Annotated in this window: 29 protein-coding genes; 17 read left to right on the forward strand and 12 right to left on the reverse strand. The window is 33.5% G+C overall.

The window, feature by feature from the left end:
- Positions 1–63 precede the first annotated feature (63 nt).
- Both ACIQXF_RS12305 and ACIQXF_RS12310 read left to right on the forward strand, forming a co-directional pair.
- Entirely contained in the window at positions 64–399 is a 336-nt protein-coding gene (locus tag ACIQXF_RS12305; RefSeq protein WP_402783244.1) for a hypothetical protein, read from the forward strand.
- Positions 400–711: 312 nt separating this feature from the next.
- Positions 712–885, forward strand: coding sequence for a hypothetical protein (locus tag ACIQXF_RS12310; protein ID WP_402783246.1), 174 nt, complete (start codon positions 712–714; stop codon positions 883–885).
- Between the two features lie 286 nt (positions 886–1,171).
- On the opposite strand, the gene ACIQXF_RS12315 is transcribed toward ACIQXF_RS12310, so the two are convergent.
- The 4 genes from ACIQXF_RS12315 to ACIQXF_RS12330 are packed head-to-tail and all read right to left on the reverse strand — an operon-like array spanning position 1,172 to position 3,333.
- On the reverse strand, positions 1,172–1,777 hold the full coding sequence (locus tag ACIQXF_RS12315; protein ID WP_402783247.1) for an ABC-2 transporter permease: 606 nt from the start codon (positions 1,775–1,777) through the stop codon (positions 1,172–1,174).
- Positions 1,770–2,636, reverse strand: coding sequence for an ABC transporter ATP-binding protein (locus tag ACIQXF_RS12320; RefSeq protein WP_402783248.1), 867 nt, complete (start codon positions 2,634–2,636; stop codon positions 1,770–1,772). Before ACIQXF_RS12320 ends, ACIQXF_RS12315 begins: the two co-directional genes overlap by 8 nt.
- A 5-nt stretch (positions 2,637–2,641) precedes the next feature.
- Positions 2,642–3,013 (reverse strand): GntR family transcriptional regulator, encoded by a 372-nt coding sequence (locus ACIQXF_RS12325; protein ID WP_402783250.1) that lies wholly within the window; start codon positions 3,011–3,013, stop codon positions 2,642–2,644.
- On the reverse strand, positions 3,004–3,333 hold the full coding sequence (locus tag ACIQXF_RS12330; protein ID WP_402783252.1) for a YfzA family protein: 330 nt from the start codon (positions 3,331–3,333) through the stop codon (positions 3,004–3,006). Before ACIQXF_RS12330 ends, ACIQXF_RS12325 begins: the two co-directional genes overlap by 10 nt.
- Before the next feature lie 743 nt (positions 3,334–4,076).
- On the opposite strand from ACIQXF_RS12330, the gene ACIQXF_RS12335 reads away from it, so the two are divergent.
- The 3 genes from ACIQXF_RS12335 to ACIQXF_RS12345 all read left to right on the forward strand — a co-directional run bounded on the left by ACIQXF_RS12335 (position 4,077) and on the right by ACIQXF_RS12345 (position 5,458).
- Positions 4,077–4,406 (forward strand): hypothetical protein, encoded by a 330-nt coding sequence (locus ACIQXF_RS12335; RefSeq protein WP_402783254.1) that lies wholly within the window; start codon positions 4,077–4,079, stop codon positions 4,404–4,406.
- 195 nt (positions 4,407–4,601) lie between these two features.
- Complete coding sequence (locus ACIQXF_RS12340) at positions 4,602–4,844, forward strand: hypothetical protein (protein ID WP_402783256.1); 243 nt, start codon at positions 4,602–4,604, stop codon at positions 4,842–4,844.
- 110 nt (positions 4,845–4,954) lie between these two features.
- Positions 4,955–5,458 (forward strand): GNAT family N-acetyltransferase, encoded by a 504-nt coding sequence (locus ACIQXF_RS12345; protein ID WP_402783257.1) that lies wholly within the window; start codon positions 4,955–4,957, stop codon positions 5,456–5,458.
- Positions 5,459–5,537: 79 nt separating this feature from the next.
- Here the strand turns inward: ACIQXF_RS12345 and ACIQXF_RS12350 are convergent, their stop codons facing one another.
- From ACIQXF_RS12350 to ACIQXF_RS12365, 4 genes are all read right to left on the reverse strand, one after another.
- Entirely contained in the window at positions 5,538–6,326 is a 789-nt protein-coding gene (locus ACIQXF_RS12350) for an HAD family hydrolase (RefSeq protein ID WP_402783259.1), read from the reverse strand.
- A gap of 55 nt (positions 6,327–6,381) precedes the next feature.
- Positions 6,382–6,813, reverse strand: a complete 432-nt coding sequence (locus tag ACIQXF_RS12355; protein ID WP_402783261.1) for a GNAT family N-acetyltransferase — start codon at positions 6,811–6,813, stop codon at positions 6,382–6,384.
- Positions 6,814–6,830: 17 nt separating this feature from the next.
- Positions 6,831–7,373 carry a GNAT family N-acetyltransferase gene (locus ACIQXF_RS12360; protein ID WP_402783263.1) on the reverse strand — a complete coding sequence of 181 codons (543 nt, stop codon included), beginning with the start codon at positions 7,371–7,373 and terminating at the stop codon, positions 6,831–6,833.
- A gap of 135 nt (positions 7,374–7,508) precedes the next feature.
- Positions 7,509–8,375, reverse strand: coding sequence for a cation diffusion facilitator family transporter (locus ACIQXF_RS12365; protein WP_402783265.1), 867 nt, complete (start codon positions 8,373–8,375; stop codon positions 7,509–7,511).
- Positions 8,376–9,059: 684 nt separating this feature from the next.
- Between ACIQXF_RS12365 and ACIQXF_RS12370 the strand changes: the two genes are divergently transcribed.
- From ACIQXF_RS12370 to ACIQXF_RS12390, 5 genes are all read left to right on the forward strand, one after another.
- Positions 9,060–9,422 carry a cupin domain-containing protein gene (locus ACIQXF_RS12370; protein ID WP_402783267.1) on the forward strand — a complete coding sequence of 121 codons (363 nt, stop codon included), beginning with the start codon at positions 9,060–9,062 and terminating at the stop codon, positions 9,420–9,422.
- Between the two features lie 93 nt (positions 9,423–9,515).
- Complete coding sequence (locus ACIQXF_RS12375; protein ID WP_402783269.1) at positions 9,516–10,199, forward strand: VOC family protein; 684 nt, start codon at positions 9,516–9,518, stop codon at positions 10,197–10,199.
- 101 nt (positions 10,200–10,300) lie between these two features.
- Positions 10,301–10,588: a hypothetical protein gene (locus ACIQXF_RS12380; protein ID WP_402783271.1), complete on the forward strand. Its 288-nt coding sequence runs from the start codon at positions 10,301–10,303 to the stop codon at positions 10,586–10,588.
- Positions 10,542–10,847, forward strand: coding sequence for a GNAT family N-acetyltransferase (locus ACIQXF_RS12385; RefSeq protein WP_402783273.1), 306 nt, complete (start codon positions 10,542–10,544; stop codon positions 10,845–10,847). The genes ACIQXF_RS12380 and ACIQXF_RS12385 overlap by 47 nt, the downstream gene beginning before the upstream one ends.
- A gap of 6 nt (positions 10,848–10,853) precedes the next feature.
- Positions 10,854–11,876, forward strand: a complete 1,023-nt coding sequence (locus ACIQXF_RS12390) for a zinc-dependent alcohol dehydrogenase family protein (RefSeq protein ID WP_402783274.1) — start codon at positions 10,854–10,856, stop codon at positions 11,874–11,876.
- A gap of 29 nt (positions 11,877–11,905) precedes the next feature.
- Here the strand turns inward: ACIQXF_RS12390 and ACIQXF_RS12395 are convergent, their stop codons facing one another.
- Positions 11,906–12,103, reverse strand: a complete 198-nt coding sequence (locus ACIQXF_RS12395) for a hypothetical protein (protein WP_402783276.1) — start codon at positions 12,101–12,103, stop codon at positions 11,906–11,908.
- Positions 12,104–12,568: 465 nt separating this feature from the next.
- Here ACIQXF_RS12395 and ACIQXF_RS12400 point away from each other — a divergent pair, with 465 nt between their 5' ends.
- The 5 genes from ACIQXF_RS12400 to ACIQXF_RS12420 all read left to right on the forward strand — a co-directional run bounded on the left by ACIQXF_RS12400 (position 12,569) and on the right by ACIQXF_RS12420 (position 15,538).
- Positions 12,569–13,009: a hypothetical protein gene (locus ACIQXF_RS12400; protein WP_402783278.1), complete on the forward strand. Its 441-nt coding sequence runs from the start codon at positions 12,569–12,571 to the stop codon at positions 13,007–13,009.
- A 245-nt stretch (positions 13,010–13,254) separates the two neighbouring features.
- Entirely contained in the window at positions 13,255–13,680 is a 426-nt protein-coding gene (locus ACIQXF_RS12405; RefSeq protein WP_402783280.1) for a GatB/YqeY domain-containing protein, read from the forward strand.
- A gap of 73 nt (positions 13,681–13,753) precedes the next feature.
- On the forward strand, positions 13,754–14,398 hold the full coding sequence (locus tag ACIQXF_RS12410; protein ID WP_402783282.1) for a TetR/AcrR family transcriptional regulator: 645 nt from the start codon (positions 13,754–13,756) through the stop codon (positions 14,396–14,398).
- A gap of 79 nt (positions 14,399–14,477) precedes the next feature.
- Positions 14,478–15,419, forward strand: a complete 942-nt coding sequence (locus tag ACIQXF_RS12415) for an SDR family NAD(P)-dependent oxidoreductase (RefSeq protein WP_402783284.1) — start codon at positions 14,478–14,480, stop codon at positions 15,417–15,419.
- Positions 15,392–15,538: a hypothetical protein gene (locus ACIQXF_RS12420; protein WP_402783286.1), complete on the forward strand. Its 147-nt coding sequence runs from the start codon at positions 15,392–15,394 to the stop codon at positions 15,536–15,538. The genes ACIQXF_RS12415 and ACIQXF_RS12420 overlap by 28 nt, the downstream gene beginning before the upstream one ends.
- A gap of 6 nt (positions 15,539–15,544) precedes the next feature.
- Here the strand turns inward: ACIQXF_RS12420 and ACIQXF_RS12425 are convergent, their stop codons facing one another.
- Together ACIQXF_RS12425 and ACIQXF_RS12430 are read right to left on the reverse strand one after the other, a co-directional pair.
- Positions 15,545–17,242, reverse strand: coding sequence for a methyl-accepting chemotaxis protein (locus tag ACIQXF_RS12425; protein ID WP_402783287.1), 1,698 nt, complete (start codon positions 17,240–17,242; stop codon positions 15,545–15,547).
- Positions 17,226–18,869 carry a pyridoxal phosphate-dependent decarboxylase family protein gene (locus tag ACIQXF_RS12430; RefSeq protein ID WP_402783289.1) on the reverse strand — a complete coding sequence of 548 codons (1,644 nt, stop codon included), beginning with the start codon at positions 18,867–18,869 and terminating at the stop codon, positions 17,226–17,228. The genes ACIQXF_RS12425 and ACIQXF_RS12430 overlap by 17 nt, the downstream gene beginning before the upstream one ends.
- A gap of 635 nt (positions 18,870–19,504) precedes the next feature.
- On the opposite strand from ACIQXF_RS12430, the gene ACIQXF_RS12435 reads away from it, so the two are divergent.
- The gene (locus ACIQXF_RS12435; RefSeq protein WP_402783291.1) at positions 19,505–19,717 is read left to right on the forward strand and encodes a helix-turn-helix transcriptional regulator; all 213 of its coding nucleotides are present in this window, start codon (positions 19,505–19,507) and stop codon (positions 19,715–19,717) included.
- A 20-nt stretch (positions 19,718–19,737) separates the two neighbouring features.
- The gene (locus ACIQXF_RS12440; protein WP_402783293.1) at positions 19,738–20,100 is read left to right on the forward strand and encodes a hypothetical protein; all 363 of its coding nucleotides are present in this window, start codon (positions 19,738–19,740) and stop codon (positions 20,098–20,100) included.
- A gap of 38 nt (positions 20,101–20,138) precedes the next feature.
- Here the strand turns inward: ACIQXF_RS12440 and ACIQXF_RS12445 are convergent, their stop codons facing one another.
- Positions 20,139–20,837 carry a polysaccharide deacetylase family protein gene (locus ACIQXF_RS12445; protein ID WP_402783367.1) on the reverse strand — a complete coding sequence of 233 codons (699 nt, stop codon included), beginning with the start codon at positions 20,835–20,837 and terminating at the stop codon, positions 20,139–20,141.
- Between the last annotated feature and the right edge of the window lie 62 nt (positions 20,838–20,899).

The raw sequence follows: 20,899 nt of genomic DNA on the forward strand, positions 1-20,899 counted from the left end.
TTCTTTGGCTTATTAATACAAGAAATGTAAATGATACACTATAAAAAAGGAGGGTAATGCAGAATGGAATTCAAATTTGGGGACGTTGCTATTGTTCTACCCCCTTTACACATTACGATTATCGCAATAATTATTATTTTCTTTTTAATAAGGTGGAGTAAGCAATTAGAAACAAGACGTTTTACGATTTTCTTTTACTTTCTAATTAGCACTTATATTACTCCGATTTTTTCTTGGAGTACAAAAGAAGGTGTCTTTCAGCTATGGATTCCCTTGGGATTTATAGTAGTCTTGTTTTACTTGTTTCGTAGTAAAAGAAATCATCCATCTAAAATGAAAGCGAGTATTTTAGGGCTTTCCATAGCATTATATCAGTTAATTCTTCAATATGTCGGGTAGCTTTGGGTAGTTCACTAACGGGGGCTTCGTTTAATCATCCATAAAAACCACATCCTTGATGAGTGGACTTAAAATTTGTATTTATGTAACTTTACACTAATAGAAAAAGGTGGTTTTGGATGAATGAGCATATCCTATAAACCCTTATTAATGGATGATGGGAGTTTTTGGTATTTGAGTTATAGTAAATGGAAGTATTTATCCGAATGAATCTGATTTTAGGAATTATTAAACGAACAGGACATTTTAATTTTAAGAAAATCTTATTGTTTAATTAAGGAGAATGGTTAAATCAAGGTAGGGGTGTGGTAAATGAGTTTTATTCTTTTTTCTGTTGTACATACACTAATCGGTATTGCATTAATATATTTTTATGGTAAATTACCAAAAGCTATAGCTACATTACTTATTTTCATTTTTGCTTTTAGTATTCTTTATTGGGATGCAATTATACTAGATATTATTTCAACTAACAGAGGGCTTTAGTTGCTTAATAAAAGTATTCTTTAATCAGATTAGCTCTTTATATGAGGTGGGAAATGAAAATTGAATTGATAAAGTAAGACTTTTTAACAGTCTACCAATATCCCTAACATATCCTGAGATTCAGCCCATATTATTTGAAAAAACACTTGCTTTTATAAAAGAAATTGGAGATTTTAGGCTAATAGAATTAAGGACAGGGAACCAGATTGACTCAGGTTCCCCAACTATTTACTAAATGATCAACATCAAAATTTAACACAGTTTAAAGTTAAATTAAAGAACCTACTTAGAACGCTTTTCGTTGGTAAATAACAGTGGTAATCCCCCAAGAAATAAAATAACATACCATGATAACAAGTGTCACTCCGATATATAAAGTCGGGATAGATAAATTGGTAATAAAATCTGTTATTGCAGTTAAGTGTTCAGCTAAAAACGACACAATAGCCGGTCCGATAGCTGCTAACAGGATAAAGCTAATAAATATAACCATTGAAATATACCCTTGTTTAAATATGTAAAATAATGGGAAAGTAAACGAAACAAATAATAAGAATAAGCTAATCGCAATCGCAATATCAGTCATCGTAAACGGTTTTTTGAAAATAAATAATGCTAAACTTGTCACACCAATGGATGCAATCATATAAACGATAGCACCAATATAGCGTGATGCGATAATTTCCATACGTGTGTAAGGTAAGGAATTGAGTAATATATTGGTCTCAACTTTTTCATCGTAAGCAAATGTATTAAAAGGAATAATAATACTTGCTATGAGAAACGTAAAAGATGGATGTTTATCCATAATGATAAAGATTACGATTAAAGGAATAATAATTAGTATTTGCCTTTTCTGTAATATGGCATCACGCCTGATTAAATTAAACATAGTGTATTCCTCCTTTAACATAATACATGATATCTTCTAAAGATGCGCGTTCAATGATAACTGTGTCTCCGAAAGTATTTTTCACAGCTTTAATATTATTGGTTAATGCTTCAAATCCTGTTGATGCACGATGAACGTGAACAAAGGCCTTTTCGGTATCTCTGTCCAGAAGATCCAATCCTCCTTTAACGAGCGCATAGTTTTCAGCTATGTCGTGAATGGACTGATTAAATACTAATTCCCCTCTTTGAATAAAAGCTATATAATCAGCGATACGATCTAAATCTGTTGTAATATGCGTAGAGAAGAAAATGGTACGATTACCATCAACCATTAATTCCTGTAAGAGATCTAAAAGCTCTCGTCTAAAAATGGGATCTAAGCCTGCTGTGGGTTCGTCCATGATGATTAGCTCTGCATGATGCGATAGTGCGATCGACAATGATGCTTTCATTTGCATTCCTTTTGAGAAAGTTTTTATCGCTTTATTAAGCGGTAATTCGAATTGTTCAATATATTGATAAAATAATGCATCATCCCAGTTTTCGTAAGCTGGTGCAACTATACGTTTTATATCTTTTAAGTTGAGCCCTTCAAAAAATATGTTGCCATCATATACAAACCCAATGCGCTCCTTGATCGCTTTCTCATGCTTCTTGTAGTCCAACCCGAAAAGCTTAACTTCTCCGGCATCCGGCTTTAATAGATTCATCATCATTTTTATCGTTGTCGACTTACCGGCTCCATTTGCTCCAATGAATCCAGTTACAAAACCCTGCTTCACTTGTAAATTAATATTTTCAACAGAAAAACCTTTAAATTTCTTCGTTACATTTATTAATTCAATCACATTTTCCATTCATTTCACTCCTCATATAAAATCTTCAATAATTGCTGTAGCTCATCAAGTGACAGGCCAATTTCTTTGCTATTCGTTATGACCACACTCAGCTGCTCCTCAATGACCTTCAGCTTCTTCTCTCTTATAACCTCTAAATTTTGCTCAGCGACAAAAGACCCTTTTCCGACAATGGAATAAATAAAGCCCGCTTTCTCCAATTCCTCATAGGCACGTTTCGTCGTGATAACACTAATTTGTAAATCCTTTGCTAGGTTACGCATGGAAGGTATTGCTGTCCCCTCCTGTAGTTCACCTGCTAAAATAGACGATTTAATTTGATTTGTAATTTGTTCATAAATCGGATCCTTTGAACTGTTGGAAATAATTATTTGCATACTGATCCCTCTTCTTTATTTTTTGAAAATATACTTGTAATAATATCATGTACCGCTTGAAACAGTAGAGCAGTGACATGAATTGTCACGACCATATTAAAAAATGGAAAGGAGTAAGGGGCAAACCATTCAGTAAAGAGCTTCAAGTCCAAAATCCACCTTGCACTCCTCGCAAATAAGTTACCACTATCGTTCATCTTTGGCTCCAGGAAAGTGCCATCAACGGCGATAAAGATCAGTTGAACAATTAAAAATATACCAATAGCGATCATCCAGCGTTTTGCTAGATTAATATTATGAGTTTTTTTTGTGCCTATCATTTAAAACATGTCTCCTCTCATCTCATGCTTCATCATTTTAAGTATTTAATAAATTCAAACTCTCTAAAGAGTGTTAAGAACGATTTACACATAATTACTCACATCAATATGTATATATTGTATATGGTCTATAATTACATTATATACACATATGAAACATCGTGCAATCATTTTTATTTGAAAAGAAAGGAAATTATATTTATATCTGTATAGTTGAAATGAAGTTTAAATACAAAGTTCACCTGAATTCCTTCTTAAACAACAAAAAAGCAACTCTATTTTAAAATTAAAAAGAATTTGCTTCTTTAGTTTAAGTAAGTATTTTATTACTTTGCTGAGGAGGCGTGTTAATGATGGCTTGTAACTCAACGCCAATCCTTATTAACAAGCTTTTTTATTAGAGCAAATATCTAATATAGAAGGAAAATCCCCCTTTTTAGTAGAATAATACTTGTTGGGATAGAGGTAGAATTTTAAAAAACAAATTGGATAATAAAGTTAAATTGGAACTTTGATCAGATTTAATCGTATACAGAGTTAGGAGCATAAAGTGAAACTAATAAGTGGGGGTTTTCACACTTAATAAACTTCACCAATTGTGCTATGACGGGAGTAAGTCTACCACCTAACTTCTTTGCTTTCGATGACTTTTGAAGTGAGAGTCTTGTACCTGACGCTTCACTTTCGGTACAGATAAATTACTGCTATTAATGTGGGATAAAATTAAAAGGGGAGGGGTTTATATGAGTAGAAAAAATTTGATTATTATGATAGTAGCATTTATTGTAGAAGTTGTTATTACGTATTATATTGCTTCATTTTTCTCTGTAAGATTTATCGAAGTAATGTTTTTCACGGGGATGGCTTTTGCTGGGGGAACGTTTTACTTTTCAAGTAGTGGAGGATCATTGAGCAGGTTATTTAATTCTCAAGTTAGTGGGCAAACAGGCATTGTTTTGAAAAGAGAAGAGTTCACTTTTAAAATAGGTCCTATATTTACCGCTTCAATTATATTCTTTTTTAATTGGATTAATATTCTTTGTTCTACTTATTTCAGGAGTAATTCCGCCTAATGTAGCTTGAAATAATTAAGGATTATACACTGAATATAGCAATCTTTAAAGAAGCAATCATGGCTATTCTAAAGATGGATGATGCAAAGTATTTCAGTAATGATAAAGAGCTTATCTCAAATGAATAACAGATCAAATTTCGGAGGTTTTAAATTATATAAAAATAGTTGCTCCTAAGAAGGAGGAAAGCAGGCGATGAATCTAATATTGGGTCTTATTCAATCACTACTAGTTTTGATTTTAGCTGTTGTATTTATTTATAAGTATACCGGAAATTACACAAAAACCACTCATTTTGTTTGCCCGATTTGTAGTAGTCGCTTTAAATTATCGAAATTAAATTTTGCCTTCGCATTCAAAACAGGTGTTGTGAACGAACGTATTGTTACATGTCCGGTTTGTGGCTACAAGGGAAGAATGCCTATCGTCAACGATTAACAAAAGGATACTTGAATTTTTAACGATTATGAACCCTTTTATTGATTAAAACAAGACGGCAACTTAATCCTTGCATAATACTTAACAAACATTTTAGGGAGGGAATAAGGTTGATAATCATTGAAACAGAAAGGTTAATCTTAAGAGAGTTCAATAATAACGATGTTATGATCCTTTACTCAATCTTTTCAGATGCTGAAACAATGAAATATTATCCGTCACCATTTAATTTAGAACAAACGAAAAACTGGATTGAAAAAAATAAACAGAGATATCGAGAAGATGGTTATGGCTTATGGGCTGTATGTTTAAAAGAATCGCAGGAAATCATCGGAGATTGTGGCTTAGTCAAGCAAATAGTCGACGGGAAAACGGAAGTTGAAATTGGCTACCATATCCATAAAAATCATTGGTCCAAAGGATATGCAACTGAGGCAGCCAAAAGTTGTATGAAATATGGATTTGATCGTTTAGGACAAGATAAATTGATAAGTATTATTGACCCTAAAAATGGACCGTCCATTCGTGTTGCTGAAAAAAATGGTTTTATTAAGGAAAAGGAATCTTTTATTTTTAATAAAATTCATGATATCTATTCTGTACAAGTATGGTAAAGAGAATTTTTATTTTATTTTATCTCTAGCACTTTTGAATCCAAATTAATTTTCAATTATCTCTCACCACACACATTAACTAGATGTTTACCCGTTCAATTACTTCAGCAACACCATCTTCATTATTAGTTAGAGTAATAAAAAATGCAATATTCTTCAGTTCCGGTATTGCATTTCCCATAGCAATTGGATAGCCACATGCATTAAATAACCCTAAATCATTCCAATCATCACCGAAAACCATTACTTTATCCATTGGAATTTTTTTTCGAGCACAAAGATTATATACTGCTCGTTCTTTGGAAACATTCTTGGCCATGATTTGAATTAATGCCCCTGCATCGGTGCAAACGGAATTAACTTCATGTGCAAATTGCTTTTGGAATTCCGTATAGGAAGGATACTGTGTGATCAAGATTTTTGAAGCTTTAATTTGTGTTAATTCTGCCAGTGACACAATAATTGGATTTACTACTGCGTTCATAGCTGCACTATAATCTATTGTTTTATTACTATACCATTTGTCTTCAGATTCAATTGAGAGGCAGAGATCAGTCGAACAATCAGCAAGATACTCTATTATTTTATTTGTAATAGACGATTCTATTGGATAGTGCTGTCTATAATTCATTGTTTCATCTAGAATGAAAGCGCCATTATAATAAACAAAGCTTGCAATCTCTTGCAGTTCTTGAGGAAGGAATACTTTAACTGAACGTGGTGCTCTCGCTGTTGCAAAAATTATTGAGATCCCTCTCCAGTGAGCCTTCAAAATGGCTTTTTTATTTCTTTCAGATACCTGCTTTTTTGAATTTAATAGCGTACCATCTAGATCTATAACAATTGCTTGAACATTATAAGCTAACATATTAACACCACCTTTAAATCTTCAATTTATGAGATACATATAAAAAGGACATGTACTAGTCATATGAAAGTTCTTTTTGTAAATAGTAATGCTTAAAATCTCTACCGACATTGTCCAATGTACCGTAGATTTGGTATCCATGATTTAGATAAAAGTCTAATGCCTGGAAACTTAGAGTATCTACCTTTATGAAATCACATATGTTATGTAAAGCAATTTGCTCGATTTCTAATAACAATTTAGATCCATAACCTAATCCACGCATGTCCTCATCAATCATAAGTGTATGTATCTCTAACCAATTCCAACAAATTTCTCCCAAGATGCCGCCACGTATTTGATCATTTTCATCTGTAAGGAAGAGGTTGATTTCTTGATATCTGCCTCTTAAATCTTTTGGAAAATGTTTTAAATTGTATTCGTAAAGTTTATTATTAATAAAAGATTTTTTACGTTCATTTTGCTCTTGCGAAATCTTGAATTGCATAAATTTTTCCTCCTCTTTTATAATGGAAAATTTCGTTTCCAAATCATATGATGGCTGTTTTCATTCCAATAATGCTCTAGTAAATAGTCAGGCTTTCCAAATTTACTTTGCCAAACAGCTTGAGCCTGTTTGTATCCACTATCTAAACAAAAACCTCTCACATTTTTACTCTCTAGTGTTTTGAACATTTTTTGAAGTAACATAGATCCTATTCCACGATTTTGAAAGTTGGGGTGAACAAAAACTGTGCCAATCTCAGGGAAGTCTGCAAGATCCTCCTTTATCGTTTTTTGAATCAACTCATTAGCTACTCCATATTCGATTGTACCGATAATTTCCTTAGTTTCCTCATCCACTGCTAACAAGAAAAATCGCTTCTCTCCATGGCTTTCCAAATCCCATTGTAAGTATTGTTTTTTCGTTTCCCATTCGTCTTTTTGGTCATCATGGAGCTCTGCTAGACCTTCTTTTGCAAAAGTATCGGTAATCACAAGGCGAAAAAACTTATGTAACTCTTCAATATCGGTTAGGTGGGGTCGTTTTATTTCGATTTTTTCCATAAATGGTATCCTCCTTTTGTAATGACTTAATAATTATTGTAAATTTTTCAAGTGAAAAAGTTAAGTGTATTTAGCTATTTAAGCGAAAAACCAGGTACTTAAATAAAGACCTGGTCATTTTTTGAAACAATTATTTTAATTTAATTTTTCATTCTCTGGTTCTATATGAATAAGAATATTGGCGTGATGGAAGATGTTTTTAATTTTTTCTTCAATTCGATCACAGAGATCATGAACGGTTTCGATGCTTTTACTAGATCCAACAACCAAATGAAAATCGATATATTCTTCCGCACCAGAGCGTCTTGTTCGGAATTCGTGATACTCAATATACTCATCTCTAAATGATTCAATGATTTGAATAATTTGTTGTTCCTCTTCTTTTGATAATCGTGCATCCAATAATGGAGGAAATGCTTCTTTCATCAGTTTGAAAGCCTCAATCATAATATAACACGCAAGTATTATACCGATGATGGGGTCTAAAATATACCAACCAGTTAAATGGACAATCAATAAACTCAAGGCAACGCCTAGTGATGTATAGACGTCTGTAAGTAAATGCAGTGCGTTCGATTTCATGGCAACGGAGTTAATATTCTTTGCAGTTCTATAAACAACCCTTGATACAACAAAATTAATCAAGGCTCCAAATAACATGACCAGAATCCCTAGAACTGGGAGTTTAATTGGTGTGGGGGTAATAATTTTATGAATACATTCATAAATAATCCAAAAACCGGCAATGAAAATTAACAGTGTTTCAATCGTTCCAGAAATATTTTCAATCTTTCCATGTCCATAAGGGTGCTCTTTATCAGCTGGCTTACTGGAGATTCGTACAGAGAAAAAGGCAATTAAAGAAGCGAGTAAATCTAGAAAAGAATGGATTGCCTCTGATAAAATTGCCACTGATCCAGTGAACAAACCAACGATAATCTTTAATATGACAACAGTAGTATTACTCATTACTGATAAAAATGCAATTTTTGATGAGTTCACCTTAAAACACCTCCTGATAATTATGATACCAAGCGAACATCGTGTGGGTCTATGGCAACGTTTTTTCCTATTTACTATTAAATAAAGCGCACGAAACAATGTTGTATAAGGGAAAGTTTATCTAAGCGAAAAAAGGTGTGTTGCTCAATAATCTTAGTTTAACTAAAAATGAATCACCATAACCACGGTGATTCATTTCTATTATTTCTCGAAAATATCTAAATTATTAAAAGGGAAGGATTATGATAAAAATCCAATATAGAGAGCCGACTGGATTAGACGTTTTCCAAAAATAAGATGGTTCTAAACAGAACTTTACTTATCTCTCTTCTGCTCTATATAATTTCCTGTATAAGGGAATTAGGGCCGTGATAGCTATTATTATAATCATTAGTAGGATATTTCTATTGGCTAATTCTATCTGATTAATGAAGAGAAAACCAACTGTTAATCCAATGATAATCCACAAAAAACTCATAAAAAAATTCCTCACTCAAATTCCCTCCTTTGTTGAAGTAAATTGAACATTTATAAAATTAAATACCGAAACGCTAAAATTGTAAATATGTTACACTTTGAATGAATAACTGACATTGTGAATGTTAATATTGTTATTTAAATTATATAGAAAAAACAGGTGAATATCCATAATATGGATTATTGTAAGAAAGGCGGTCATTCGTTTTGAAAATTAGCAAACAGTATGCAGAGCATTATAACTGGGGGAATCAATGTGATGGTTGGCATTTAGTTAAAAATAATGAGCTAAGTATCATTCATGAGCGCATGCCCGCTAAAACAGCAGAGGTAAATCATTATCATCATCAAGCACAACAATTTTTCTTTGTGCTATCTGGAACAGCAACAATTGATATCGCAGGAAAAATTAGTGTTTTACAGAAAAATGAAGGAATTGAAGTGCCACCTCTTACACCGCATCAGATGCGAAATGACTCAGAGGATGATGTAGAATTTTTGGTCATCTCACAACCCAATAGTAGAGGGGATCGTACACAACTTTGGGATAATTCCCCCATCAATAGGTGAAATGTATTAATGAATCTTCATTCTTTTGCATGAGGTATTCATTTATTTTCGCTAGTATAGTAAAAATAAATGGCAAAAGGAGATGCTTTTACGTTGAAGATTACGAAGGTGAAACTATATGCATATGATTTACATAAAATGAAGGAATTTTATAGTGATCATTTAGGATTTACATTAATAAAAAATACGGATAATTACTTTGAAATAGCTGTTGGTGAAAGTATTATCACTTTTGAAAAAATACCTGCTTTTGTGAATAAACAATATCATTTTGCCTTAAACATTCCATGTAATTTATTTCAGCAAGCAAAAAGCTGGGTAAAAGAGCACACGGAAATACTATGTTCAGATGGTCAAGATGAAGTATATTTCGAAATATTAATGGCCCATTCATGTTATTTTTATGATGCAGAAGAAAATATCATAGAGTTCATTTCAAGGCAGGAAGTGAACCAAAAACAAGATGCTGAGTATTTTTCACCCGAGCATGTGCTAAGTATTGGTGAAATGAATCTAACCACGGATACTATTTATTCAGTAGCAAATAGTTTAAAAGAATATGGTATAACGCCAATGAAAAACAGTGAAATTAGTGTGGATGGGCTTACATTTATAGGAAATTATGAAGATGGTGCAAATTTGCTATTAGGACCAAGTAAACGTATTTGGTATTTTTCTGATAAAAAAGCGATTGTCAGTCCTATTATGATAGAAATCGATAAACACCTTCAATTAAATATGAATGAGATGGGTGATTTTACAGTTACACAGCTATAAATGCTCTATCTGTTAAATTAGGTAGCAAAATTTATTTATTTTCGATATTGAGTAAATATTTAAATTGATGTATATTTATTCGAAAAGCGAGGGGGATATTTATGGTGTACGTAATAAGTGAATTTATCCCATCAATAGAGTCATATAAAACTTTACATCAAACAACGGGTTGGAATGCCAAAGGGCTTTATACGTATGATCAACTATATCAAGCAATTACTAACAGTTGGTATAGTGCTTCAATCTACGTGAATGAGACATTAATTGGATATGGAAGAATTATTTCAGATGGCATCTATCAAACATTATCTTCATTTAGTAGGTGTCGACAATACCTACTGAATGAAGATAAAGCTTCCGGCGGATGTCACGGATTTTCAAAGGAATGAATTGTGCAGGCACAATTCAAAATCCGGACGCAATTACGCCAAGGCGAAATTGATTTGTTGTGATGTGATGGTACACCCTGATTATCAACGAAAAGGGATCGGTACATTGATAATGAAGGCTTTGTTAGAGCATTGTCAAAAAGAAAACATAAAATGGATTCAGCTTTCATGTGCAAAAGGTAAACAACCTTTTTATCACAAACTTGGATTTACAGAACGCGATCTCGACGCTCCAGGAATGGTGTTGTTTTACGAGTAGGTGAAGATGCATGAATTAATCATAAAGGAGTTCTGTCTTTTGAAAGCGAAAAGCATTAAATTATATGAATTTGGAAATCCTCTGGAGGTTTTAAAGTTTGAAAATAAAACGATTAAGCCTCCACAAGCACAAGAAATTCTCGTTCGAATGCTAGCACGCCCTATAAATCCATCTGATTTAATACCAATTTGGGGGAAGTATGCTCATCGAATTTCTTTACCAACTATTTCTGGCTATGAGGGGGTGGGAATCGTAGAGGAAGTTGGTCCGTCTGTTTCTCAAAATCTTATCGGTAAGCGTGTATTACCTTTACGAGGAGAAGGAACTTGGCAGGAGATTGTTCAAACAAGAGCAGAATTTGCCGTACTAATTCCAGATTCAATAGATGATTTTACCGCAGCTCAAATGTATATTAACCCCATGACAGCTTGGGTTACTTGTACAGAAGTACTAAAATTGCGTCCAAATGATGTTTTATTAGTGAATGCCTGTGGATCTGCTATTGGTCACATTTTTGCTCAGCTAGCAAAAATGATTGGTTTTCAGCTTATTGCGGTAACGAGAAATAATAGATTTACAGACGAATTAATTCAACTTGGTGCTTCTTATGTAATAGATACCTCTATCACACCGCTCTATGAGACAGTAATGGAAATTACCAATGGTAGGGGGGCTGATGCTATTGATTCCATTGGAGGAGCAGCTGGTAACGACCTTGCTTTTTGTGTAAAATCTGAAGGGGAATTTTTAGCGATTGGTCTTTTATCAGGTGTCCAAGTGAATTGGCAAAGTATCGTTAAAGAGGCAAATGTTAAGGCAAATATGTTCCATTTAAGACATTGGAATAAGCAAGTCTCGGTAGAGAGATGGCAAGATACATTTCATCAATTAACGAATTTGGTAAATGGTGGTGTGTTAAAAATGATGGCAGTTGATTCTCATTATGATTTGCTAGATATTCAAAAAGCGATAAAAGTTGTTGAATCATCTAAGACCACTAAAGGAAAGGTTTTTTTAACAAGCTATTAATACTCTTTTTTTTAAATCTTTACCCATTCCTATTTAGAAATGGGTAAAGATTTTTTATTCTTTTTGTAATCGGTATAAAAGAAGCGAAGTGAAAGCACAAGTAGAATTAGCGGAAGAAAAAAGAATCCAGCATCATACTTGATTGAATGCTCCATTTTTAATCCAAATAAATAGATAAATAAAGTAAAAGAAAAACATAAAGCAATCGTTCCAGCTATAGTGTTCATTTAATGTCCTCCGTTCCAGTCTTCTCGATCATCTTGCTCCTCTGAATACGAGACCACAATAATTAATATCGGGCATTATAATGTCTTTAGGATAGATAATAGGTTAATTTCACCATAAGAAAAGGGGTGAATAATCTTCAATGCTTTCTTCATAGCCAGCACCCCTACAGCCATATAGCTTATTCTTAGGCTATTATATGATTGAACAAGATGTCTTAATATTGGGGACATTTTAAAACTATTGGACAAGTTATTATTGTAATTACATGTCCAACGATTACATGACAAGGCTAAAAATACTTGACAAAAGCCCACTTTTAATATTTTGACTTTGAAAAAAATCATAGATAGAATGGTAGGAAGAGTTGCTTCTGTAACTCTACTTTTAGTGATATCAGTGTGAACAATGTTATGAGATTAAATATAGTGTAAATAAATCATTAAATTGAAAGGAGAAAGTCGACAATGGAACAAGAAGTGAACCAACATACGATCCTTCAAGCTATTTTGGAGCTCTCTAAGCAAATGCAAGACATGAAATCAGATCTTCAGCAACAAATTGAAGCGGTCGAAAAGAGATTAGAAGAGAAAATTGAAGCGGTCGAAAAGAGATTAGAAGAGAAAATTGAAGCGGTCGAAAAGAGATTAGAAGAGAAAATTGAAGCGGTCGAAAGGAGATTAGAAGAGAAAATTGAAGCGGTCGAAAGGAGATTAGAAGAGAAGATTGAAGCGGTCGAAAGAAAATTAGATGAGAAAATCGAAGTAGTGGAAGCAAAATTAGAAAAGGTTGAACAAAATTTAAGTCAAAAGATAGAGGTTATGGATGCAAAATTTGTAATTTTATCACATGATTTATTAGAGACAAAAGCTGAGGTATCAATTCTTCAAAAGAGCAAAATAGTTTAAATTAACTTACCGTATCCCTTTAGGTTACGGTATTTTTTTATCCCACATTAACGCGCAGTAATTTATCTGTACAGGTACAAGATGCTGCCATCCTTTACATTCACCGAAAGTAAACAAGTTAGATGTGGATGAACTGCTCGTACAAGCCGGATTACTGCAGACTATAATCAGTAGGAGATGAGAACCCCCCTCACTGATTAAGTTTTACTTTATGGTATAATTAATGGCACGAAGGAGTGAAAATATTGTTAAAAATAGAGGTATTTGAACAATTAAAAAAGGCAATGAAAGAAAAGGATGCATTGGCAAAAGGCGTACTGACGCTTTTAAAATCTGCATTAGATTTAGCGGAGAAGGAAAAGGGAGAGGCTTTATCGGCTGAAGAAGAAATTGCTATCATTAATCGCGAGGTAAAGCAAACAAATCAGGCTTTAGAGGGTGCTCAAAATGCGGGGCGAGCTGACTTAATTGAAAAAGAAGAAGCAAAATTAGTACTATTAAAAGCATTTTTACCAAAGCAATTAACTGAGGAAGAAATTGAAGAAAAACTAGTGACAGCTGGTATTGTCAAAGGAATGAATATGGGGGATGCGATGAAAATTGCGAAACCTTTATTAACTGGTCAAGCTGAAGGTGCTGTTATTTCAAAAGTTGTGAAGGGTCTAATTTAATGTTGTTAAAATGAATCTCCTACTCGAGTAGTAGGGGGTTGTTTTTTAGTTAAACATTATTTTGTTCAAACGCTTGAGTAAACTATTGCCAAATAATGAAAATTCTCATATACTAGTTATTAACCACTGGTCAAATAAGGAGGACAATATGTCACCTCGTAAACCGTCAACAAAAGATTTGACAAAAGAAATGATTATAAATGAGGCACATAAGCAATTTATCACGAAGGATTTTCACCAAGTATCAATGCGTAGTATTGCTAAAGAGCTTGGCTGTAGTCATGGGGCTATTTACTACCATTTTAAAAATAAAGCAGAGATTTTTTACACTATTTTAGGTGATTATTTTTCAGAATTAAATAATACTTTAGATGAAACAGTAAATAGTTTTGAAGATAATAATACTAAACTGCTGAACGTTTTTATAGGCTATATGGCTTTTGGCTTAAACAATCAAAGCCAATATGAATTAATGTTTATGATAAGGAACAGTGAAATTGATGGACTTTCACAAGAGGCGGCAAACTTGAGTTATCAAAAATTTGCACAATCTGTACAATTTTTATCAAAAACTGAACTGTTGCTTTCAGATATACATTCTACATTTATTGCTCTTCATGGATTTGTTGCACATTATCGTCATTATGTAAAAAATTATGAGGAAGCAAAAGATGCGGTAGATGTACATGCAAAATTTCTGATCAAAGCTTTAACATAAAAAGAGTAGCTCTAGAAAAAATCTAGAGCTTGCTTTTCAAAGTTATTTGACCGGTGGTTAATAAAAGGGGGAATTAAAATTGAAAAAAGCATTAGTTGTTGGGGCATCTGGTGGTATGGGCTATGCCCTTGTTAATGAATTAGTAGGACGGAATATACAGGTGAAGGCATTTGCTAGAAATAAAGAAAAATTAGTTGCACTGTTTCAGCATCAAAAAAATGTCGAAATCATTTCAGGTGATGCATTTAACGAACAGGAAATGATGAAGGCTTCCAATGGTGTGGACGTTATTTTTCATGCTATTAGCTTTCCGTATCAGTATTGGGAAGAGCTGCATATGAAATGCTTAGAAATAGTGATTAACATAGCCGAAAGGCAGAGAGCGAAGATTGCACTTGTAGATAATATTTATGCATATGGTAGACAATCGACAAAACCTGTAAAAGAGCAGGCTAGTAAGAAACCGCAAACGAAAAAAGGAAGAATTCGTTTAACGATGGAAAATAAATTAAAAGACAGTAATGTCCCCTCATTAATCGTTCATTTCCCTGATTTGTACGGACCAAATGCAGAGAATACAATACTCTATGAAACATTAAAAAATGTTGTACAAGGTAAAAAAGCTAATTTTGTAGGAAATATGCATGTGGAAAGGGAATTCCTTTATACAGTTGATGGTGCTAAGGCAATGGTTGAGCTTGCCTTACGAGATGATGCTTATAATCAGAATTGGAACGTGCCAGCTGTCCATCCAATTACAGGGGAAGAACTTGTGAAAATTTCACATGAAATTACAGGACACAAAAAAGGTGTTCGTACAGTCTCTAAAGGGATGATACGACTAATCGGAATATTTTCTCCTCCAATGAAAGAAGTAGTTGAAATGATGTATTTAACAGAAGAACCGGTCATTTTAAGTGGGGAGAAATACGAAAAGGAAATAGGTGCTTTACCACGTACTTCATATAGAGTAGGGCTAGAAGAAACGGTTACATGGATGAACAAGAGAGCACTAAAATAGTAGAACTTTTAAGAGGCAATCAATTTCGCTTTGGCGTAAAAAATCCGCATAAACTTCTGTTAGTACCTACAGAAGATATAGCGGATTTTGTTATTAGAAAGAAAAATGATCTTGCTTAGTTATTATTATAACTGAAATTTTTGTATGATATTACGAAGTTGCTGTGCCATCTCTGCTAAATTATTTGAAGATGCAGTAATCTCTTCAATACTTGCTGATTGTTCTTCAGAAGCAGCTGCCACATTTTGAATGTTGCCGGATGATTGAACGGCTACGACACCAACCTCTTCAACAGAACTAGCAATGTTACTAACTCCTTCGTTGATATTAGTAATGAAATTATTGACATGATCCATCTCTTGAGTAAGCTCAGTAATATGTGAATAGATTGTTCCAAAGGCTTCCCCTGATGCATTAAATGTAGTAGAGCTTTCTGCAAGATTACAACTACTAATTGCCATGGATTTTACAGCTTGAGCAGACTCTTCCTTAATCGTTTCTATTCGTGTTCGAATACTGTTCGTTGCCGCTAATGATTGGTCAGCAAGCTTACGCACTTCTTCTGCTACAACTGCGAAGCCTTTACCATGCTCACCAGCTCGTGCTGCTTCAATAGATGCATTTAAAGCGAGTAGATTTGTTTGATCTGTAATCTCATTAATTAAGGTTACAATGTCACCAATCTCATTCGAGTATGTGCTTAAACGTTCCACAACCTCTGAAGTTTCTTGAATAGCATTTGATGTTATAGCCATCTTTTCTGTAGCACTTTGAATCGTCGTATTGCCCTTTTCTGAAATAGAGGATGCACTAAATGCCTTAGCAGTGACATCACTTACACTCGATACAACTTCTGACATTTTAGTGGAGATCGTTGTAATATGATTTTCTACTTCTTCAATAGACGAGGTTTGTTTTTCTGAACCTGCAGCGACTTCTTGCATTGAAGATGTAATTTGTTGAATAGATGCACTTGTTTGCTCTGAGCTTGCAGTTAATTCTTCTGACATGGCAGCTACTTGCTCAGCATTTTCGGCAATTTGCTGAATAAGTGAACGTAAATCTTCTGTCATATTTTCAATACCCTCTGAAAGCTGTGCAATCTCATTAGAACCTTTTATTTGAAGAGGCTCAACAGTTAAGTCTCCTTTTGCTACCTTACCAACATAACCAGTCATATTTTTAATTGGTTTTATAATGCCTTTGCTAATGAAATAAGCCACAATAATACCAAATATCATAAAAATCACGGTCATGATAATACAAATCCAAAGTGTTTCTGTCTGAAGTTTAGAAATGAATGAAGCATCCATATCTAGACCAAAAAGAATATCAGTATCTTTAAATGGTATGAAAATCGATTTATGTATACCATATTCATCTTTATAAATATCACTAGATTGAACGGTTCCAGTCTTTAGTGCTTCTTTCATGTCCTCACTAAAAATGTAGTCCTCTTGATAATCATTTTTATTGCTTAATGCAACAATATGTTCTTTACCATTTGCACGTGAAAGAACGTAAGCATTTTCGATATCATATTCTTTAAGTGTTTCATTTAATTCATTTAATATTTCTTCATATTTATCCTTATCGCCGTTATCTGCAGCTTTGACGTCATTTTTGTCAATATCATTAAAAATTGTTTTTGATATAACCTCTAATTCTGACTCGAATTGTGTAATAACAAAATTATCGATGATCCGATAAGAGGTAACGAATAATACGACACTAAATATTATCGAAATGATCGCAATAGGAATCGTAAAACTTGCAATATATTTATAGAGTAAAGAACTCTTTAATTTAGTAACTATACTCAACTTTAGCATCCTCCAATACTTTAACCTTTTGTTGTAAGAAATGAATCATATCACTAATATGTTCTGTTTCAGTATAAGGAGAAATTGAAAAGAATTTTGCAGCAGCGACTGGAATTTGTTGTTTTGTATCGCTAGTGCTAACAGTACAAACTCGGGTCGTATCACCAAAAAATACTTCGTCGCGACCTTCTCCTATAATCTCGAATAAAGAGGCGTTAATACCGTTAATATATTCAAGCTGGTCTTGCGTATAGTTACCAGACTGTTCGGTTTTCCAATTAAAGCCTTCAGGGTACAAACGAAAGGCAGTGACTGGTCCAATATTAGACTCATTGACTACTTGTAACATTGGAGTTTTCTCGGCTAACTGCGCACGGAATGCTAAATTTACACGTACATAATTAGCTAATATTTGTTGGTAGCCTTCTTTGCCAAACGCCTGTAATGCTGCATAAATAGCAATTGAACTACCCATTCGAGAGCACTCTAATGTATAGCCTGTGTGATAAGAGCCGTAACCTCGATTACCTACATAAGGTGTGTCGAAGTCCTCAATATCTAATAGCTGTAAATGTTTCCCTTCTTTAACTAAGAATAAGCTTGTTAAATACGGTGTTTGACCAAGCTTTTGGAAATCGAAGCAAAGGCTGTCTGCAATCGGGAGATATTGCAGACGTTCTCTAATTTGATTAAGTCCTTGTAAAACATCAGTTTCTAACTGAAGTGGGTTCGCCTTAAAATCATAATCGTTGAAAAATGCATAAAAACCACCTAAAGCTGAATCAGCGTGAATATGTATAGATTTTAAGGAATATTTTTGTTCAAGATCAGTTGTAACTTTTTTGATTGCTTGTACATCATCAATGGCAAATTGATCTGTCGCTCCTGTTGTTGCAACTACATACACCGGAATGCCACCATTTTCGATAACCTCAGTCATACGCATACGTAAGTCTTCGACATCAATTGAATGGTCTTTGCCAGCTTTAACACGTATTAAATGCTTGCTACCAATGCCGACTGCTTCAATTGATTTTAATAAGCTGTAATGAGCATTTTCTGAGGCGAAGCAATATAAATTATTGGGTACGCCATCTTCTTTTGCGTTAGGGAATTGTTTAGCGATCGCAAGACGTAGCCCACTAAAGACAGCCCCTTGTCCACCCCAAGTCGTATAACCAAAGCTTTGTGTATAGTCGTAGCCTACTAACTTCGACATCATTGCTACTACTTTTACCTCACATTCTGCAGCAGCAGGTCCGTATACATCCCATAGATTGTTACCGTTAAGTAGAGCATTAGTAAATTGGCCTAATATGCCAGGGATGCTCGCCATTGGTAAAACATTTGTGACAAAGTTGCGTGTATGGTAAGGATGTCCTTGCATCAATTTTATTAATTCATTTACAACCTGTTCAAGTCCGATACCGGAAGCCGGCACTTGATTTTCTTGCATTAACTCTTTATAGAAATTGTCTGAGCGTTCTTTCATCGGTCCAAGAGTTGTTGTTTTCGAATTTTTTAACTCATCTAACGAGGAAACAATTTTCTCCAATAGGGATAAAAAACTCTCTCTCTGTTCAATATTTCCATCTTCACTTTGGAACAATTGTTGGATTCTCTTCATATTCATCACCCTTTATAGTTCATATTTCCTCTATTTTTCGCAATATAAAAATAGTATATTTTGGTATGGATATAATAACATATTATAACAGAAAATGAATTTATATTTTTCTAGAAAAATAATTTAGATAGTTCTAAATAGTCTGATTTGTATTAGTGGGAAATGATGAGAAGGAATATGGTGATAGTTTTTTTGTAAATGTAGTATTTTCGAAGGGTTTTTATAATATTTTTAAGAGAAATATTGCGAAATCAACGAAAAGTATGCTTTATGAGAGTTTGAATTTTTTAATCATAAATACTATGACAAACATAATTTTGATTTAACTAAAAATGGTGAAAATTTTAACACTTTTTGACTATTGAAGGAGAGAATATATAAATATTTATCTGCTTTTTAAGTAAAAAGCGGATATAACATATTTTTTGAACTAATTACCGATCTGGTACAATAATGATATTTTTATATAAATGTAAATGGCTATTGTCCTGTTTTCAGAAGGACAATAGCCATTTATTTTTTCCAGATTATAATTCTATATCACAAAATGTAAAATATGTTTGACATAAATAAATGGGAATATTATGATAATGTATGTAAAACATGTTTTACATTTTTTGAGGAAGGTGCTAATTATGGAGAACATTATTAAAGAGGCTCGAAAGGCAAAGAAAATGTCTCAGGAGGACTTGGCTAAGGTATGTGGTGTTTCACGTCAAACGATAAATGCTATAGAAAACAATAAATATGATCCAAGCTTAGCCCTTGCCTTTCAATTAGCCTTTTGTCTGGGAGTGTCAGTCGATCAATTATTTCAATATACGGGGAAAGGAAATGAGATTGAATGAAGAAAAAAAGAATAATTAGTTTGGTTTTTCTGATATTAGCAACAGTTTATTTGGGCGGTACATTACTTAGTTATGTTGTCATTGATGAACCTTATGGTGTAACAGAACTACTAGTTATCATTGCTATAGTTGTTGCATGGGGGCAGTTTTTTACATGGGGCACACGAGAAGAACTACAAAAAGACGAGATGGGTAAACAAATTGTACGAAATAGTGGATATATTAGTTATAATGTAGTTTTCTGGGCACTATTAATACTTTGGGTAGTGGATATTTTCTTTATTAATCATGGACAAAACTATACTTTATTTATTGCAGTTTGTATCGCATCCCTGACAAATCCATTACTTCAGTTTATTCACGTAAAGAAAAAAGTTGGCTAGGAGATCCTGGCCAACAGCTGATTAATTATTTGACATTCTTATAATTTTTGAAGCTCTTTAATAGTGACAAATTTATAGCCGCTTTTAGATAAAGTTTGTAAAATCCCTTCAATCGCTTGCAATTCATTGCCAGTATCATCATACATTGGGTGCATTAATATAATAGAGCCTGGTTGGATATTTTCTTGAACATATTTGATTTTCTCATTGACCGCTGAGTAATATGAATCAGGCTCTAAATTCCACGTAATCGTATCGCGATTATTTTTGCTTAAGTAATAGGGGAATCCGATTAATTTTTTGCCATATGGCGGTCGTATAGATGGCGTTTCTGTATAGCCTATACTTTCAATTAGTTCATCTGTTTTTTCAATTTCATTTTTGTAAAAGACAGGACTTTTAAATATCATGCGTTTGTGTGAGTACGTATGATTCCCAATTTGGTGACCTGCACTGACAATTTTTTTAGCTTCCTCTGAATTTTCCTCAATATCCTTCCCAATTAGAAAAAAAGTTGCTTTAGCATTGTAGTCATCTAATAAAGATAAAATTGCGCTGACATTTTTAGTAGGGCCGTCATCGAATGTTAATGCGACAACCTTCTCCTGTGTTTTGACATGTGAGGTAATACTACCAAATAGTTGATAGTTCCTAGCGTTCATTAATGTATATGTAGCAACTGCTAAAACAGCAATGAATACAAGACCAAATCCTAAATAAGCAATTCTTTTTTTCAGAACAATCCCTCCTTGTACTTTTAGAATTCAGACGTTGTCACAGCATGCTTCCAATTCGATAG

The sequence above is a fragment of the Lysinibacillus sp. NPDC097231 genome (assembly GCF_044761885.1).
GTDB lineage: Bacteria > Bacillota > Bacilli > Bacillales_A > Planococcaceae > Lysinibacillus.

Excerpts from the sequence above, each read along its gene's own strand:
- ACIQXF_RS12390 (WP_402783274.1), top strand. The coding sequence starts at position 10,854 with ATGCATGAATTAATCATAAAGGAGTTCTGTCTTTTGAAAGCGAAAAGC.
- ACIQXF_RS12340 (WP_402783256.1), top strand. The coding sequence starts at position 4,602 with ATGAATCTAATATTGGGTCTTATTCAATCACTACTAGTTTTGATTTTA.
- ACIQXF_RS12305 (WP_402783244.1), top strand. The coding sequence starts at position 64 with ATGGAATTCAAATTTGGGGACGTTGCTATTGTTCTACCCCCTTTACAC.
- ACIQXF_RS12360 (WP_402783263.1), bottom strand. The coding sequence starts at position 7,373 with ATGGAAAAAATCGAAATAAAACGACCCCACCTAACCGATATTGAAGAG.
- ACIQXF_RS12435 (WP_402783291.1), top strand. The coding sequence starts at position 19,505 with ATGGAGAACATTATTAAAGAGGCTCGAAAGGCAAAGAAAATGTCTCAG.
- ACIQXF_RS12395 (WP_402783276.1), bottom strand. The coding sequence starts at position 12,103 with ATGAACACTATAGCTGGAACGATTGCTTTATGTTTTTCTTTTACTTTA.
- ACIQXF_RS12330 (WP_402783252.1), bottom strand. The coding sequence starts at position 3,333 with ATGATAGGCACAAAAAAAACTCATAATATTAATCTAGCAAAACGCTGG.
- ACIQXF_RS12420 (WP_402783286.1), top strand. The coding sequence starts at position 15,392 with ATGGATGAACAAGAGAGCACTAAAATAGTAGAACTTTTAAGAGGCAAT.
- ACIQXF_RS12385 (WP_402783273.1), top strand. The coding sequence starts at position 10,542 with ATGAAGATAAAGCTTCCGGCGGATGTCACGGATTTTCAAAGGAATGAA.
- ACIQXF_RS12315 (WP_402783247.1), bottom strand. The coding sequence starts at position 1,777 with ATGTTTAATTTAATCAGGCGTGATGCCATATTACAGAAAAGGCAAATA.
- ACIQXF_RS12335 (WP_402783254.1), top strand. The coding sequence starts at position 4,077 with ATGAGTAGAAAAAATTTGATTATTATGATAGTAGCATTTATTGTAGAA.
- ACIQXF_RS12380 (WP_402783271.1), top strand. The coding sequence starts at position 10,301 with ATGGTGTACGTAATAAGTGAATTTATCCCATCAATAGAGTCATATAAA.
- ACIQXF_RS12355 (WP_402783261.1), bottom strand. The coding sequence starts at position 6,813 with ATGCAATTCAAGATTTCGCAAGAGCAAAATGAACGTAAAAAATCTTTT.
- ACIQXF_RS12350 (WP_402783259.1), bottom strand. The coding sequence starts at position 6,326 with ATGTTAGCTTATAATGTTCAAGCAATTGTTATAGATCTAGATGGTACG.
- ACIQXF_RS12320 (WP_402783248.1), bottom strand. The coding sequence starts at position 2,636 with ATGGAAAATGTGATTGAATTAATAAATGTAACGAAGAAATTTAAAGGT.
- ACIQXF_RS12310 (WP_402783246.1), top strand. The coding sequence starts at position 712 with ATGAGTTTTATTCTTTTTTCTGTTGTACATACACTAATCGGTATTGCA.
- ACIQXF_RS12325 (WP_402783250.1), bottom strand. The coding sequence starts at position 3,013 with ATGCAAATAATTATTTCCAACAGTTCAAAGGATCCGATTTATGAACAA.
- ACIQXF_RS12400 (WP_402783278.1), top strand. The coding sequence starts at position 12,569 with ATGGAACAAGAAGTGAACCAACATACGATCCTTCAAGCTATTTTGGAG.
- ACIQXF_RS12430 (WP_402783289.1), bottom strand. The coding sequence starts at position 18,869 with ATGAAGAGAATCCAACAATTGTTCCAAAGTGAAGATGGAAATATTGAA.